Annotated in this window: 12 protein-coding genes and 4 tRNA genes; 6 read left to right on the forward strand and 10 right to left on the reverse strand. The window is 59.6% G+C overall.

The features are described 5' to 3' along the window. Positions 1-134 precede the first annotated feature (134 nt). Positions 135-1,925 (forward strand): bifunctional diguanylate cyclase/phosphodiesterase, encoded by a 1,791-nt coding sequence (locus VC35_RS02510; RefSeq protein WP_046037600.1) that lies wholly within the window; start codon positions 135-137, stop codon positions 1,923-1,925. A gap of 24 nt (positions 1,926-1,949) precedes the next feature. On the opposite strand, the gene VC35_RS02515 is transcribed toward VC35_RS02510, so the two are convergent. The 5 genes from VC35_RS02515 to VC35_RS02535 all read right to left on the reverse strand — a co-directional run bounded on the left by VC35_RS02515 (position 1,950) and on the right by VC35_RS02535 (position 4,647). Further along, positions 1,950-2,357, reverse strand: a complete 408-nt coding sequence (locus tag VC35_RS02515) for an SEL1-like repeat protein (RefSeq protein ID WP_046037601.1) — start codon at positions 2,355-2,357, stop codon at positions 1,950-1,952. Then, positions 2,358-2,729 carry a hypothetical protein gene (locus tag VC35_RS02520; protein WP_007898892.1) on the reverse strand — a complete coding sequence of 124 codons (372 nt, stop codon included), beginning with the start codon at positions 2,727-2,729 and terminating at the stop codon, positions 2,358-2,360. It abuts the gene before it with no gap. Then, positions 2,726-3,067, reverse strand: coding sequence for a helix-turn-helix domain-containing protein (locus VC35_RS02525; RefSeq protein WP_046037760.1), 342 nt, complete (start codon positions 3,065-3,067; stop codon positions 2,726-2,728). Before VC35_RS02525 ends, VC35_RS02520 begins: the two co-directional genes overlap by 4 nt. A gap of 114 nt (positions 3,068-3,181) precedes the next feature. After that, the gene (locus VC35_RS02530; protein WP_046037602.1) at positions 3,182-3,637 is read right to left on the reverse strand and encodes a YkvA family protein; all 456 of its coding nucleotides are present in this window, start codon (positions 3,635-3,637) and stop codon (positions 3,182-3,184) included. Positions 3,638-3,930: 293 nt separating this feature from the next. Continuing rightward, on the reverse strand, positions 3,931-4,647 hold the full coding sequence (locus tag VC35_RS02535; RefSeq protein ID WP_046037603.1) for a BamJ family beta-barrel-assembly machinery protein: 717 nt from the start codon (positions 4,645-4,647) through the stop codon (positions 3,931-3,933). A gap of 268 nt (positions 4,648-4,915) precedes the next feature. Here VC35_RS02535 and VC35_RS02540 point away from each other — a divergent pair, with 268 nt between their 5' ends. Then, complete coding sequence (locus tag VC35_RS02540) at positions 4,916-6,718, forward strand: di-heme-cytochrome C peroxidase (RefSeq protein WP_046037604.1); 1,803 nt, start codon at positions 4,916-4,918, stop codon at positions 6,716-6,718. 28 nt (positions 6,719-6,746) lie between these two features. Further along, on the forward strand, positions 6,747-7,883 hold the full coding sequence (locus tag VC35_RS02545; protein ID WP_046037605.1) for a catalase family protein: 1,137 nt from the start codon (positions 6,747-6,749) through the stop codon (positions 7,881-7,883). 128 nt (positions 7,884-8,011) lie between these two features. Here the strand turns inward: VC35_RS02545 and VC35_RS02550 are convergent. The 4 genes from VC35_RS02550 to VC35_RS02565 all read right to left on the reverse strand — a co-directional run bounded on the left by VC35_RS02550 (position 8,012) and on the right by VC35_RS02565 (position 8,554). Then, positions 8,012-8,088 (reverse strand) — tRNA-Asp (locus VC35_RS02550). Positions 8,089-8,107: 19 nt separating this feature from the next. Beyond that, positions 8,108-8,183, reverse strand: a tRNA-Val gene (locus VC35_RS02555). Positions 8,184-8,382: 199 nt separating this feature from the next. Then, a tRNA-Asp gene (locus VC35_RS02560) sits at positions 8,383-8,459 on the reverse strand. Between the two features lie 19 nt (positions 8,460-8,478). Next, positions 8,479-8,554, reverse strand: a tRNA-Val gene (locus VC35_RS02565). A 159-nt stretch (positions 8,555-8,713) separates the two neighbouring features. Here VC35_RS02565 and rdgC point away from each other — a divergent pair. The 3 genes from rdgC (at position 8,714) to sugE (ending at position 11,216) form a co-directional block, all read left to right on the forward strand. Continuing rightward, positions 8,714-9,634: a recombination-associated protein RdgC gene (rdgC, locus tag VC35_RS02570; RefSeq protein WP_007969735.1), complete on the forward strand. Its 921-nt coding sequence runs from the start codon at positions 8,714-8,716 to the stop codon at positions 9,632-9,634. Positions 9,635-9,778: 144 nt separating this feature from the next. Continuing rightward, positions 9,779-10,744, forward strand: a complete 966-nt coding sequence (locus VC35_RS02575) for a bile acid:sodium symporter family protein (RefSeq protein WP_046037606.1) — start codon at positions 9,779-9,781, stop codon at positions 10,742-10,744. Between the two features lie 157 nt (positions 10,745-10,901). Beyond that, entirely contained in the window at positions 10,902-11,216 is a 315-nt protein-coding gene (gene sugE, locus VC35_RS02580) for a quaternary ammonium compound efflux SMR transporter SugE (RefSeq protein ID WP_007977599.1), read from the forward strand. 137 nt (positions 11,217-11,353) lie between these two features. Here sugE and VC35_RS02585 read toward each other — a convergent pair whose 3' ends face one another. Continuing rightward, positions 11,354-13,228 (reverse strand): MFS transporter, encoded by a 1,875-nt coding sequence (locus VC35_RS02585; RefSeq protein ID WP_046037607.1) that lies wholly within the window; start codon positions 13,226-13,228, stop codon positions 11,354-11,356. Positions 13,229-13,266: the final 38 nt, after the last annotated feature.

Consider the following 13,266-nt stretch of genomic DNA (forward strand, 5'->3'; position numbering starts at 1 on the left):
CAACTGATGGCAATTTAATGCTGACGCCCCTGTAGCGTCATCAAACAGTCATCATTCTGTCGTGAAATAAAGGACCGGGCGTGCTCTTTTTACCAAGGGCACGCCCGGTCCTTTTTTTATTGCCAGAGATCGCCATGACCACAACCGAACAGCTGAGTGCCTTGAGCTCGATCCTGAGTCAAAGCGGTTTACACAGTCTGTTCCAACCGATCATCAGCCTCTCTGAACGACGCATCCTCGGTTACGAAGCCCTCAGTCGCGGCCCCTCCAACAGCCCTCTGCACTCCCCTGTCGCCCTGTTCGCCGTCGCCCGCCAGGCCGGTCGCCTGAGCGAGCTGGAAATTGCCTGCCGCGAAAGCGCTTGCCGACGCTTCAATGAGCAACAACTGCCTGGCATGTTGTTCCTTAACGTGTCCCCGGAGTCCCTGCTCGAAGCGGCCCATCAACCGGGGCGCACCCTGCAATTGCTGCAGGACTTCGGCATCCCGCCGAGCCAGGTGGTCATCGAGCTCACGGAACAGACGCCAACAGACGATTTCCAGCTGCTGCAAACCGCCCTGCATCACTATCGGGCGATGGGGTTTTCGATTGCGCTGGATGATCTGGGAGCGGGATATTCGAGTTTGCGCTTGTGGTCCGAGTTGCGGCCCGATTACGTGAAAATCGACCGGCATTTCATTGATGGCATTCATCAGGATGCGCTCAAGCGCGAGTTCGTCGGCTCGATCCTGCAAATCGCCAAGGCCTCGCGGGCGCAAGTCATCGCCGAAGGTATCGAGCTGGCCGAAGAACTCACGGTGCTGACCGAAATGGGCGTGGACCTGGTGCAGGGCTATCTGCTTTGCCGCCCCCAGGAACACCCGCCACGGGATGCCCGGGCTTTGATGCCCCGACAGAACAGCACCGCCGTTGTACTGAGCGAAGACGGCAGCGACCTCAGCGCCCTGCTCAACGAACTACCCGCGGTGAACCGGGACACCCCGACCGCCACGGTGCTCGAAGCCTTTCGCCGCCAGGCCAACCTGAACTCGCTGGCAGTCCTGGATGAACAGGGTCAGCCCTGCGGCATCGTCCATCGTCATTCGCTCTCCGACGCCCTGCTCAAGCCTTTTGCCACCGACCTGTTCGCCCGCAAGCCCATCAGCCGCCTGATGAACGATGACTTCCTCGCCGTCGAGCTGAGCCAGTCGCTGCAACAGGTCAGCCGCCTGATCACCAGCCGTGCCCGCCAGCGCATCGAAGAAGACTTCATCATCACCCTCAACGGCGGTTATCTGGGATTGGGCCGGGTGATCGACGTGCTCAAGCTGATCACTGAGCTGAAGATCCAGCAGGCCCGCTACGCCAACCCACTGACCTTGCTTCCGGGCAACGTGCCGATCCAGCAATGCCTGACGCGGCTGCTGCAACAGCGACGAGAATCGGTGATCTGTTACGTGGACATTGATAGCTTCAAACCCTTCAACGACATCTACGGCTATGGTCGCGGCGACGAAGTCCTGCTGTGCCTGGCGCAATGCCTGAACGACCGTGTCGACCCGTCCCGAGACTTCGTCGGCCACATCGGCGGCGATGATTTCCTGCTGGTGCTTGGCCCGGAAGACTGGCGCAAACGGTTGAACCAGTTGCTCGACGACTTCCAGAGCCAGTGCCGGCGTTTCTACCGCAGCGAACACCTGGAAGCCGGCTGCTTCATCGCACCCAATCGCCAGGGTCAGCGCCAGGAGTTTGCGTTGTTGTCGTTGTCGATCGGCGTGGTGCATCTGCACCCACAGGCCTGTGAGCAACTCGATGCGAGCCAGTTGGCCGAGATGGCATCACAGGCCAAGCACCATGCGAAGAATGTGCAAGGCTATAGCGTGCATGTGATTGATAGCCTGGTGGTTTCGACTGTTGATGAGGTGCTCGTTTCCGGGCAACGATAAGGGAGCTTTCCGACTTCACTCCAATCAACGAGGCGCCGAGGAAGACTTCAGCTCTTCAAGTTTGATCGGCGCCAACGGATGGCCGGCCTTCGCCGCGATCTCCCAGAACCGTGCCGCTTCGACCGGATCCGGTGCCTTGCTCGCCGTCCCGGCCAGGGTAATCACGCCCACTTGATACGCCGCCTTGCCATCGCCCGCCAACGCCGCCAGGCGCAACAAACGCACGCCCTCCTCACGAGCACCGAGGCCGACGCCGCGAAACGCCAGGATATGCCCATAGAAGCTCTGGGCGCCGACATTGCCCAGGTTGGCCATGCGTGCGAACTGGCCTTCGAGCCAGCGCCAGCCTCGTGGCTGACGGACAAACCATGACCAGTGAAACAATCGGCGCGCGAGCCAGTAACCGGCCCGCGCCTTGAGTTGCAAGAACACTCAGGCCTCGGCCGATTCCGGGTATTCGTACTCGAACACCCGCACCACTTCCGAAGCATGCCAGGACGCGGCGGCAACGCCGTCCGACGGCCCGGAAAAACGCCCGAGACGCTCGACACATTCAAAGAATCCGGTGCGCGGCAGGCGGCTGGCGCCCTGACTGATCACCAGTGAACTGCGCAATGGCTGCTCCGCCCTGGCGTCCAGGGCCGCCAGATGCTCAAGGGCCGCTGTCAGGGTCTGCATGGCCGGGGTCGGCAGCTGCAAACGTTCGAGCAATGCCCTATACGTCAACAGATGGCGCTGTCGACGCGCCTGATCCAGTTCGCCCAGCAATCCGTCCCAGTGTTGACGACTGATGCGTACGCTCACGATTCATCCCTCCACCCTGGCACCGTCAACTCCCAGGCCAGGCTACGGCGAATCGCAGCGTCGGGCAGACGCTCGCCACTTTCGATCATGGCCAGGTAAGACGGGCTGATGCCTACCGTGCGGGCCAGCGCCTCGATGGCGATGCCCTTCCCCTCGCGCAAACTGCGTAGTTGATCCAGACCCGGAAGAATCGCGTCTGGTGTTGTCGCCTGAGGCTTCGTGGCTTGAGGCGACGCTTGCTCCTTGATACCCGCTGCTTTCAGTAACGCCTGATACTGAGCCCATGGCAGAACCGCATATTCGGGCTCGCCTTCGCGTGTAATTATCTGAATATCCATTACTACCCCGTAGGACAACAACACTTAGCGAGTCAGCACTTTTCCCTAGAAGTGTAATCCTAACAGCGGCCAAGGTCGCGCGGGACATCAATCTGTGAACAGGTCAAAATCGACTCAGTGTTTTTTCGGGCCTTGAAGCTGAAGTTGCTCGGGGGTAGCAGGCAGACGCTCGACCACCGCGAGTTTCTCCGGCACCTGCCGTTTGCGCCAGGCGCGGAAAGCATTGAGCTCGTCGTCGAGTACTTTCATCAGCCACGCAAGTACCGCGATGTCATCGAACATGCCAAACACTGGAATGAAATCCGGGATCGCATCCACCGGGCTGAGGAAGTACATCAGGCCCGCGACCACCGAAACCAGCGCCTTGGGGCTTATGGCGCGATACTCACCACGCCAGTAAGCCAGGCAGAGTGCCTGCAACAGCTTCAAGTCGTCCTTGATCTTGCCCAACCGGTTGCCCTGGCTTGCGCCTTTACTGGCGACCGCGAACAACAGGGTCGGCAATCGACCCCGTGCCAGCAGGCGACCGGCCAGTGGCAGGAAACGAGCGAAACTCCAGGGTGCTTTCATCATTCCTCCCGTTGAAATGTTATCCACACAAATTGTGGATAACCTTGTGAACAGAGCTACTTTTCACCGCTGCAAGCCCCGTTTTACAAGGCCTGCGTTCAGATCGGGCGTTTTTTACTCATCAAAAAAAAACCCATAATTTCATTGACTTGGCGGTCTTGTGCGTCTACCGCCGACGCTACTATGCCTAAGACTCCGGCCTAGAGCGTCTGTTCGTTTTGTTTACCCGTGCCGAACGCCAGATGCAACAACGCCCCGCATGAGCGAGGCGTTGTTATCGAAGCAGGCGCTGGTTACTTGGCAGCGGCGTCTTCTTTTGCCGGATCCTTGATGGCCAGCAGTTCCAGGTCGAATACCAGCACCGAGTTGGCTGGAATCGCCGGGCTCGGGCTTTGAGCGCCGTAAGCCAGGTCAGCAGGGATGTACAGCTTGTACTTCTCGCCAACGTGCATCAGTTGCAGGCCTTCGACCCAACCCGGGATCACACCGCTGACCGGCAGATCGATCGGGCTGCCGCGCTCGACGGAACTGTCGAATACGGTGCCGTTGGTCAGCTTGCCGGTGTAGTGAACGGTCACTACGTCAGTCGGCTTTGGCTGAGGGCCATCGGCTTTCTGCACGACTTCGTACTGCAAGCCCGAAGCGGTGGTGGTCACGCCGGCTTTCTTGGCGTTTTCTTCGAGGAATTTCTTGCCGGCAGCGGCCGACTCTTCGCTCATCTTGGCCATGCGCTCTTCGGCACGCTTTTGCAGTGCGGCGAACGCCTCGACCAACTCTTCGTCTTTGAGCTTCTGCTCTTTCTTGCCGACGGCGTCTTCGATGCCCTGGGCTACAGCCTTGGAATCCAGGTCATCCATGCCTTCCTGAGCCAGGCTCTTGCCCATGTTCAGGCCAATGCCGTAGGAAGCTTTTTGCGCCGGAGTTTTCAGCTCTACGCTGGTCTGCGAATCACAACCCGCGAGTACCAGGCCAACCAGGGCTACCGCCGCCGCCAACCGATGCTGTTTCATGCTATTTCCTTGTTCATGCGCCTAAAGGGCAATCGAGTAAAGCCGCGAGCTTATCAGGCCGCCACGACCAATGGCTACCGGCATGAGAGCCGGAATCAATTGATAAGTTCAGGTGTTTAAACGCTTTTCACAATTCGGCTGATGAAGCTTCTTTCACTTTGCGCCGACGCAGGCGGATTCCGGAACTACAGCATCTGGCGTAATGGCCTCTTGCCGCACCCTGGGTACTCGGGCATAACTGCATGATAATTCGACAAGGACGTTTATCTTGCGCCTCTTCTTTCGCTTGCTGGCTCTCGTCGCAGTACTGCTGGGACTGGTCATGGCCGTGGTTCTTTACTACGTCGCCAACCCGAAATTGCCCGCCTGGTCGCCTGCGCAACAGGTGCATTACCTGGAGCAATGGAGCGCCGCCGATCGCGAGACCTATTACTTCACACCCCAGGGCACTCAGGTCAAAGGCTTGCACTACGACTGGTTCACCACCCTCGAACTGCCCTTCTCGCAACAACGCTTCGCCGCCCCCGAATACCTCGCCCGCTTCGGTTTCCTGGTGGACCCCGGCCAGAAGCCGACACCGAACAACCCCGGCAACCTCCCCGCAGGCTTTACCCGACACCAGAATGCGGGGAGCCCGGATGTGTTTCTGGATATCACCTGCGCGGCCTGCCACACCGGTGAACTGCGTTTCAACGGTCAGGCCGTGCGTATCGACGGCGGCTCGGCACAGCATGTGCTGCCGTCCAGTGTTCCTACGCTCAAAGGGGGCAGTTTCGGACAGGCTCTGGTGGCCAGCCTCGCCTCCACTTACTACAACCCGTGGAAATTCGAGCGCTTTGCACGCAATGTGCTCGGCCAGGACTACGAGACGCGCCACCATCAGTTGCGCATAGATTTCAAATCTTCACTGGATACCTTCCTCAAAGTGGCCTGGAACGACACCCATCGCGGGCTCTATCCGACCGAGGAAGGCCCGGGGCGCACAGACGCCTTCGGGCGCATCGCCAACGCCAGCTTCGGTGATGCGATTTCCCCCGACAACTACCGCGTGGCCAATGCCCCGGTCGATTATCCGCAGTTGTGGGACATGTGGACCTTCGAATGGGTGCAGTGGAACGGCTCGGCGAAGCAACCCATGGCCCGCAACATCGGCGAGGCGTTGGGCGTCGGCGCCACGCTGAACTTCTTCGACAAGAACGGCCAGCCGCTGACGGGTGATGCCCGCTATCCCTCCAGTGTCCGCGTGCGCGATCTGCACCTGATCGAACAAACCCTGCAACGACTTTCGCCTCCGGCCTGGCCGGAAGACCTGTTGGGCGCGGTCGACAAGCCCCTGGCAGCCAAGGGCCGCGCCTTGTTCGCCGAAAACTGCGCCGGTTGTCATGTACCGCGCACCAGCCAGGGCGAAGGGCGATACGTCCAGCACCTGAAAATGCTCCCGGTGGATTACATCGGCACCGATCCCGGCGCGGCCAACAACATCGCCGACCATCGCTTCGACCTGACAGCGCTGCAATGGAAGCAGGCGGAACTGGAAAAACTCGATGTCGAGCCAAAACCCGAAGAACCGATGGACCTGAGCAAGATGTCCGTGGCCAAGGGGCTGGCCTACGTCACCGCATTTGTCCGGGACCGCGCGTATCAAGACGCCAACGTCACCCCTGCCGAGCGTCCTGAAATGGACGGTTTCGGCCTGCCGATCGGTGTGCGCGAATTACGTTCCTACAAGGCCAGGCCATTGGCGGGTGTATGGGCGACAGCGCCGTTCCTGCACAACGGTTCGATCCCGAGCATTTATCAATTGCTGTCGCCTCAGGATGAGCGTGCGACCACCTTCTATAAAGGCACCTTCGAATATGACCCGGGACACTTGGGTTACCGCACCGAAGCCTTTACCAACGGTTTTCTGTTCGACACGCGAATCACCGGCAACCACAACAGTGGCCATGAATTCCGCGCCGGCAAACTCGGCAATGGCGTGATCGGCCGCGGGTTACAGCCGCAAGAGCGCTGGGCACTGCTGGAATACCTGAAAGTGCTGGGCGGCCCGCTGGAAGCACAATTGCCATGATTACAGCTTCAGTCAGGGGGACTTTTCCATGCTGATAACACTCTGGCTGCGCCTGGGCGCCTTTCTCGCCAGGCTGTTGCTGTGGCTACTGGGTCTCGGCGTGCTGGGCTGGGCCCTGGCCAGCGCCTGGTTTGCCTGGCAGCATCGCGGGCCGGTCTCGGCGCAGGAGTTGATTGCGGACGACGAAGCCGCGATGACCCGGGACATCATCCAGACCGCTGTGCGCATCGTCGATCAGCACCGTGAAAGCACCCGCTACCTGCGCGACGCCCATGCCAAGGCCCACGGCTGTGTGAAGGCCGAGGTTCAGGTGCTGCCGGAACTGCCAGACGAACTGCGCCAGGGCGTATTCAGTGAACCGGGCAAAACCTGGCAAGCGACGATGCGCCTGTCCAACGGCAATGCCTACCCGCAGTTCGACAGCATCCGTGACGCCCGGGGCATGGCGATCAAACTGTTCGATGTACCGGGCAAGCAACTGTTGAGCGACCAGCAGGGGCGAGGCGAACAGGACTTTGTGATGTTCAGCCACCCGAATTTCTTTGTCAGTAATGTCGCCGAGTATCGTCAGAACGTCGCCGCCCAGGCCGACGGTAAAAAGGTAATGGCCTTCTTCCCTGGTTGGGATCCACGCGCCTGGCAGGTTCGCCACCTGTTCATTGCCCTGGCGACACTGGCCCCTGCCCCGTCGAGCCCGACCCAGACGACGTACTTTTCGGTTTCACCCTACAAATTCGGTGAAGCCAATGCGAAGTTCCGGGTCATGCCTGATCCGGAGAGCTGCCCGGCCTACAACCTGCCGGAACAGAATCGCAAGCTGCCGAACTTTCTGCGCAATGCGCTGAACCAACAGCTGTCGACCGACCGGGTGCCTGCGTGTTTCGCCTTGCAGATCCAGCGACAGGACGCCAACAAGTACATGCCGATCGAAGACACCAGCATTGAGTGGCGCGAGAGCGATGCGCCCTTCGAGACGGTGGCGCGGATCAATGTGCCGGCGCAGGACTTCGATACACCGGCGCTGAACCTGCAATGCGACAACCAGTCGTTCAATCCCTGGTTCGGCATCGAGGCGCACCGCCCCATCGGCGGGATCAATCGCCTGCGCAAGGCAGTGTATGAAGCCGTCAGCGACTACCGCCACAGGCGCAACGCCGAGCAATAATCGGGCAGGCACAAAAAAAGCGATCCTCGGATCGCTTTATGGACTGGCCAAACGCCAGACAGCAAAAAGCCCGCACTAGGCGGGCTTTCTGTGGTGACCTGGCGTTCAGTGTTCCAGGTTACCGAATATGGCGCAGCGGACGGGACTCGAACCCGCGACCCCCGGCGTGACAGGCCGGTATTCTAACCGACTGAACTACCGCTGCGCGTAGCGTTGAAAGTAAGTGGTGGGTGATGACGGGATCGAACCGCCGACATTCTGCTTGTAAGGCAGACGCTCTCCCAGCTGAGCTAATCACCCTTTACCTTCGTTGCGGGGCACATTATGCCACAGGTTTTTATAAAGTGTTGATTTATTTGAAGTTTTTTTCAAAAAAATCTAAAAACCGGTGAAACGATGCAACCCACAGGAACAACAGTCAAACTTGAGGCAGAAAAAAACCCGCCTAAGCGGGCTTTTCCGTGGTGACCTGGCGTTCAGTGTTCCAGGTTACCGAATATGGCGCAGCGGACGGGACTCGAACCCGCGACCCCCGGCGTGACAGGCCGGTATTCTAACCGACTGAACTACCGCTGCGCGTAACACTGAAAACGAATGGTGGGTGATGACGGGATCGAACCGCCGACATTCTGCTTGTAAGGCAGACGCTCTCCCAGCTGAGCTAATCACCCTTCGCTTCGGTGTGGCGCGCATTCTACGGAGCGACCCAACCTCTGGCAAGCACTTTTTAAAATAATTTTCTCAGCCCTTCCAAAGGCTTAGAGAAAGGTTGGCCTATGGCACGGCGAAGACAATAATGCCCCCCTTTGTATAAAGGAGAGACTCACCCCATGTGGTTCAAAAACCTGCTTATCTATCGCCTGACCCAAGATCTGCCTGTTGATGCCGAGGCGTTGGAAACTGCACTGGCCACCAAACTGGCGCGCCCATGTGCAAGCCAGGAGTTGACCACCTACGGTTTCGTCGCGCCGTTCGGCAAAGGCGAAGATGCGCCACTGGTGCACGTCAGCGGTGACTTCCTGCTGGTGTCCGCGCGCAAGGAAGAACGTATTTTGCCGGGCAGCGTCGTGCGTGACGCGGTCAAGGAAAAGGTCGAAGAGATCGAAGCCGAGCAAATGCGCAAGGTCTATAAGAAGGAACGCGATCAGATCAAGGATGAAATCATCCAGGCCTTCCTGCCCCGCGCCTTTATTCGCCGCTCGTCGACCTTCGCCGCCATCGCGCCGAAACAGGGCCTGATCCTGGTCAACTCGGCCAGCCCGAAACGCGCCGAAGACTTGCTGTCCACATTGCGTGAAGTGATCGGCACCCTGCCGGTGCGTCCACTGACCGTGAAGATGTCCCCGACCGCGACCATGACCGAGTGGGTCACCACCCAGAAAGCCGCGGACGATTTCTTTGTATTGGACGAATGCGAACTGCGCGACACCCACGAAGACGGCGGCATCGTGCGTTGCAAGCGCCAGGACCTGACCAGCGAAGAAATCCAGTTGCACCTGAGCACCGGCAAAGTGGTCACTCAACTGTCCCTGGCCTGGCAGGACAAACTGTCGTTCGTCCTCGACGACAAAATGGTGGTCAAGCGCCTGAAGTTCGAAGACCTGCTGCAAGACCAGGCGGAACAGGACGGCGGCGACGAAGCCCTGGGCCAGCTGGACGCCAGCTTCACCCTGATGATGCTGACCTTTGGCGACTTCCTGCCGGCGCTGGTTGAAGCGCTGGGTGGCGAAGAGACTCCGCAGGGGATCTGAATCAGTCGATGAATACCCTGTGGGAGCGAGCTTGCTCGCGATAGCGGAATGTCAGTCAACATCCCTGTTGAATGGTAGTCCCTCATTGCGAGCAAGCTCGCTCCCACAGTTTTATGTAGCGTGTCTAAAAACAAGGATCGGACCATGCGCGCACTGGCTGCATTGAGTCGTTTTGTCGGCAATACCTTCGCTTACTGGGTACTGATTTTCGCTGTCGTGGCGTTTCTGCAGCCCGCATGGTTCCTCGGCCTCAAAGGCGCCATCGTGCCCCTGCTGGGGCTGGTGATGTTCGGCATGGGCCTGACCCTCAAACTCGAAGACTTCGCCGAAGTCGCTCGCCATCCATGGCGCGTGGCCCTGGGCGTGGTTGCACATTTCGTGATCATGCCCGGCGTGGCGTGGTTGCTCTGCCAAGCGTTCCACTTGCCGCCGGAAATCGCCGTCGGCGTGATTCTGGTCGGCTGCTGCCCGAGCGGCACCTCGTCGAACGTGATGACCTGGCTGGCCCGTGGCGACCTGGCGCTGTCGGTGGCCATCGCCGCCGTCACCACCCTCCTCGCCCCGCTGCTGACTCCAGCCCTGATCTGGCTGCTGGCCTCGGCCTGGTTGCCGGTGTCGTTCATGGAGTTGTTCTGGTCGATCCTGCAAGTAGTGCTGTTGCCAATCGTGCTGGGGGTGGTTGCCCAACGGGTGTTCGGCGACAAGGTTCGCCACGCCGTGGACGTGTTGCCGCTGGTGTCGGTGGTCAGCATCGTGATCATCGTCACGGCAGTCGTCGCCGCCAGCCAGGCGAAGATTGCCGAGTCCGGCCTGTTGATCATGGCCGTGGTCATGCTGCACAACAGCTTCGGCTACCTGCTGGGATACTTCACCGGGCGCCTGTTCAAGCTGCCACTGGCCCAGCGCAAGTCCCTGGCCCTGGAAGTCGGCATGCAGAACTCCGGATTGGGTGCCGCGTTGGCGAGTGCGCACTTCTCGCCGCTGGCGGCGGTGCCAAGTGCGTTGTTCAGTGTCTGGCACAACATTTCCGGAGCATTGCTCTCCACGTATTTCCGCCGCATGAGCGAGAAACAGGATCGGGAAATGGCGGCGCAACAGGTCAGTGACTGACTCGCGATCTTGATCCGCGATCTTGATCCGCGATCTTGATCTGAAAACTTGATCCCTGGGTTAATGCTGGGCACTATATTGCGCAACGCGAGGACGACCTCGCGGCTCGATCGAGTCATTAATCAGGGGACGACCCCGTCAGACGATGGAGGTATTCATGTCCTGGATCATTCTGTTTTTCGCCGGCCTGTTCGAAGTCGGCTGGGCCGTCGGCCTCAAGTACACCGACGGCTTCACCCGCCCGCTCCCCACTGTGTTGACCGTTGCAGCCATGGCTATCAGCCTTGGCTTGCTCGGCCTTGCAATGAAGGAATTGCCGCTGGGTACGGCCTATGCGATCTGGACCGGGGTCGGCGCCGTTGGCACGGTGATCGCCGGGATCATCCTGTTTGGCGAATCCATGGCGCTGGTGCGGTTGGCGAGTGTGGCGTTGATCATTTCCGGGCTTGTTGGCCTGAAGGTCAGCGCTTAACTTTCAGACCGCCATCGTCGGATCGCCGCCCGGAGACAAGCTCGCTCCCACAGGGATTGAAGGCGTGCCTACTGTGTGGCACAACACAAAACCTGTAGGAGCGAGCCTGCTCGCGAAGCGGCTCGCGCAAACAACCGCTATCTGACAGCCCCGCGCAACTCCCCCACCAACGCCTGCAACTTCGCCGGCTCCGCCACTTCAACCGCCACCGCCGGCCCTGCAACCAATGTCACCCGCGACCACAGGCGATGAAACAGCCCCTTACCCGGATCGCGGCTGAAGAAACTCCCCCACAACCCCTGCAAGGCCAGCGGAATCACCGGCACCGGCGTCTCTTCGAGAATCCGCGTCAACCCGCCCCTGAACTCATTGATCTCGCCATCGGCGGTCAATTTACCCTCGGGGAAGATGCACACCAGCTCACCGTCCTTCAGATACCGGGCAATTCGCGTGAAGGCTTGTTCATATATCTGGATATCTTCCTGGCGCCCAGCTATCGGAATCGTCCCCGCGGTACGGAAGATGAAGTTCAGCACCGGCAGGTTGTAGATTTTGTAGTACATGACAAAGCGAATCGGCCGACGTACCGCGCCGCCAATCAGCAAGGCGTCGACGAATGACACGTGATTGCACACCAGCAACGCCGCGCCTTCATCGGGGATCAAATCCAGATTGCGATGCTCGACGCGGTACATGGAGTGGCTGAGCAGCCAGATCATGAAACGCATGGTGAACTCGGGGACGATCTTGAAGATGTAGGCGTTGACGCCGATGTTCAGCAACGACACCACCAGGAACAGCTGCGGGATCGACAGCTTGGCCACACTCAGCAAGACGATCGAGACAATCGCCGACACCACCATGAACAACGCATTGAGGATGTTGTTGGCGGCAATCACCCGCGCCCGTTCGTTCTCCGCGGTACGAGACTGGATCAGCGCGTACAGCGGCACGATGTAGAAACCGCCGAAGACGCCCAGGCCGAGGATATCGAACAACACCAGCCAGGCGTGGCCAAAACCGAGGATCTCGATCCAGCCATGGCCGGTGGCGCTGTCCGGGATTCCACCAGAATGCCACCACAGCAGCAGACCGAAAACGGTCAGGCCGAACGATCCGAACGGCACCAGGCCAATCTCTACTTTGCGCCCCGAGAGCTTCTCGCACAGCAGCGAACCCAATGCGATACCGACCGAGAACACCGTCAGAATCAGCGTCACCACGGTTTCGTCGCCGTGCATCCATTCCTTGGCATAGGCCGGGATCTGCGTCAGGTAAATCGCCCCGACAAACCAGAACCACGAGTTACCGACAATCGAGCGTGACACTGCCGGCGTTTGCCCCAGGCCCAGTTTCAACGTGGCCCAGGACTGGCTGAAGATGTTCCAGTTCAGGCGCATTTGCGGCGTGGCGGCCGCCGCACGGGGAATGCTGCGACTGGCCAGGTAGCCGAGCACGGCAGTGCCGATGATCGCCATGGACACCACCGGCGCGTAATGCGCCGAAGACATCATGACCCCGGCGCCAATGGTGCCGGCAAGGATCGCCAGGAAGGTGCCCATTTCCACCAGGCCGTTGCCGCCTACCAGCTCATCTTCATGCAGGGCTTGTGGCAGGATCGAGTACTTCACCGGCCCGAACAGCGCCGAGTGGGTGCCCATGGCGAACAACGCCACCAGCATCAACGACAAGTGATCGAACATGAAGCCGACCGCGCCGACCGCCATGATGGCAATTTCCCCAAGCTTGATCAGGCGGATCAACGCGTCCTTGGCGAACTTTTCCCCGAATTGCCCGGCCAGGGCCGAGAACAGGAAAAACGGCAGGATAAACAGCAGCGCACACAGGTTGACCCAGATCGAGCGGTCACCTTCGATGGTCAGCTTGTACAAAATGGCGAGGATCAACGACTGTTTGAACACGTTGTCGTTGAACGCCCCGAGGGACTGGGTGACGAAGAACGGCAGGAAGCGCCGGGTGCGCAGCAAGGTGAACTGTGAGGGGTGACTCATCTTCCATGTGTCCCTGATGTTAGGTAGCAAGTGGCCTG

It is taken from the genome of Pseudomonas fluorescens, from assembly GCF_000967965.1.
In the GTDB taxonomy this organism is placed as follows: domain Bacteria; phylum Pseudomonadota; class Gammaproteobacteria; order Pseudomonadales; family Pseudomonadaceae; genus Aquipseudomonas; species Aquipseudomonas grandcourensis.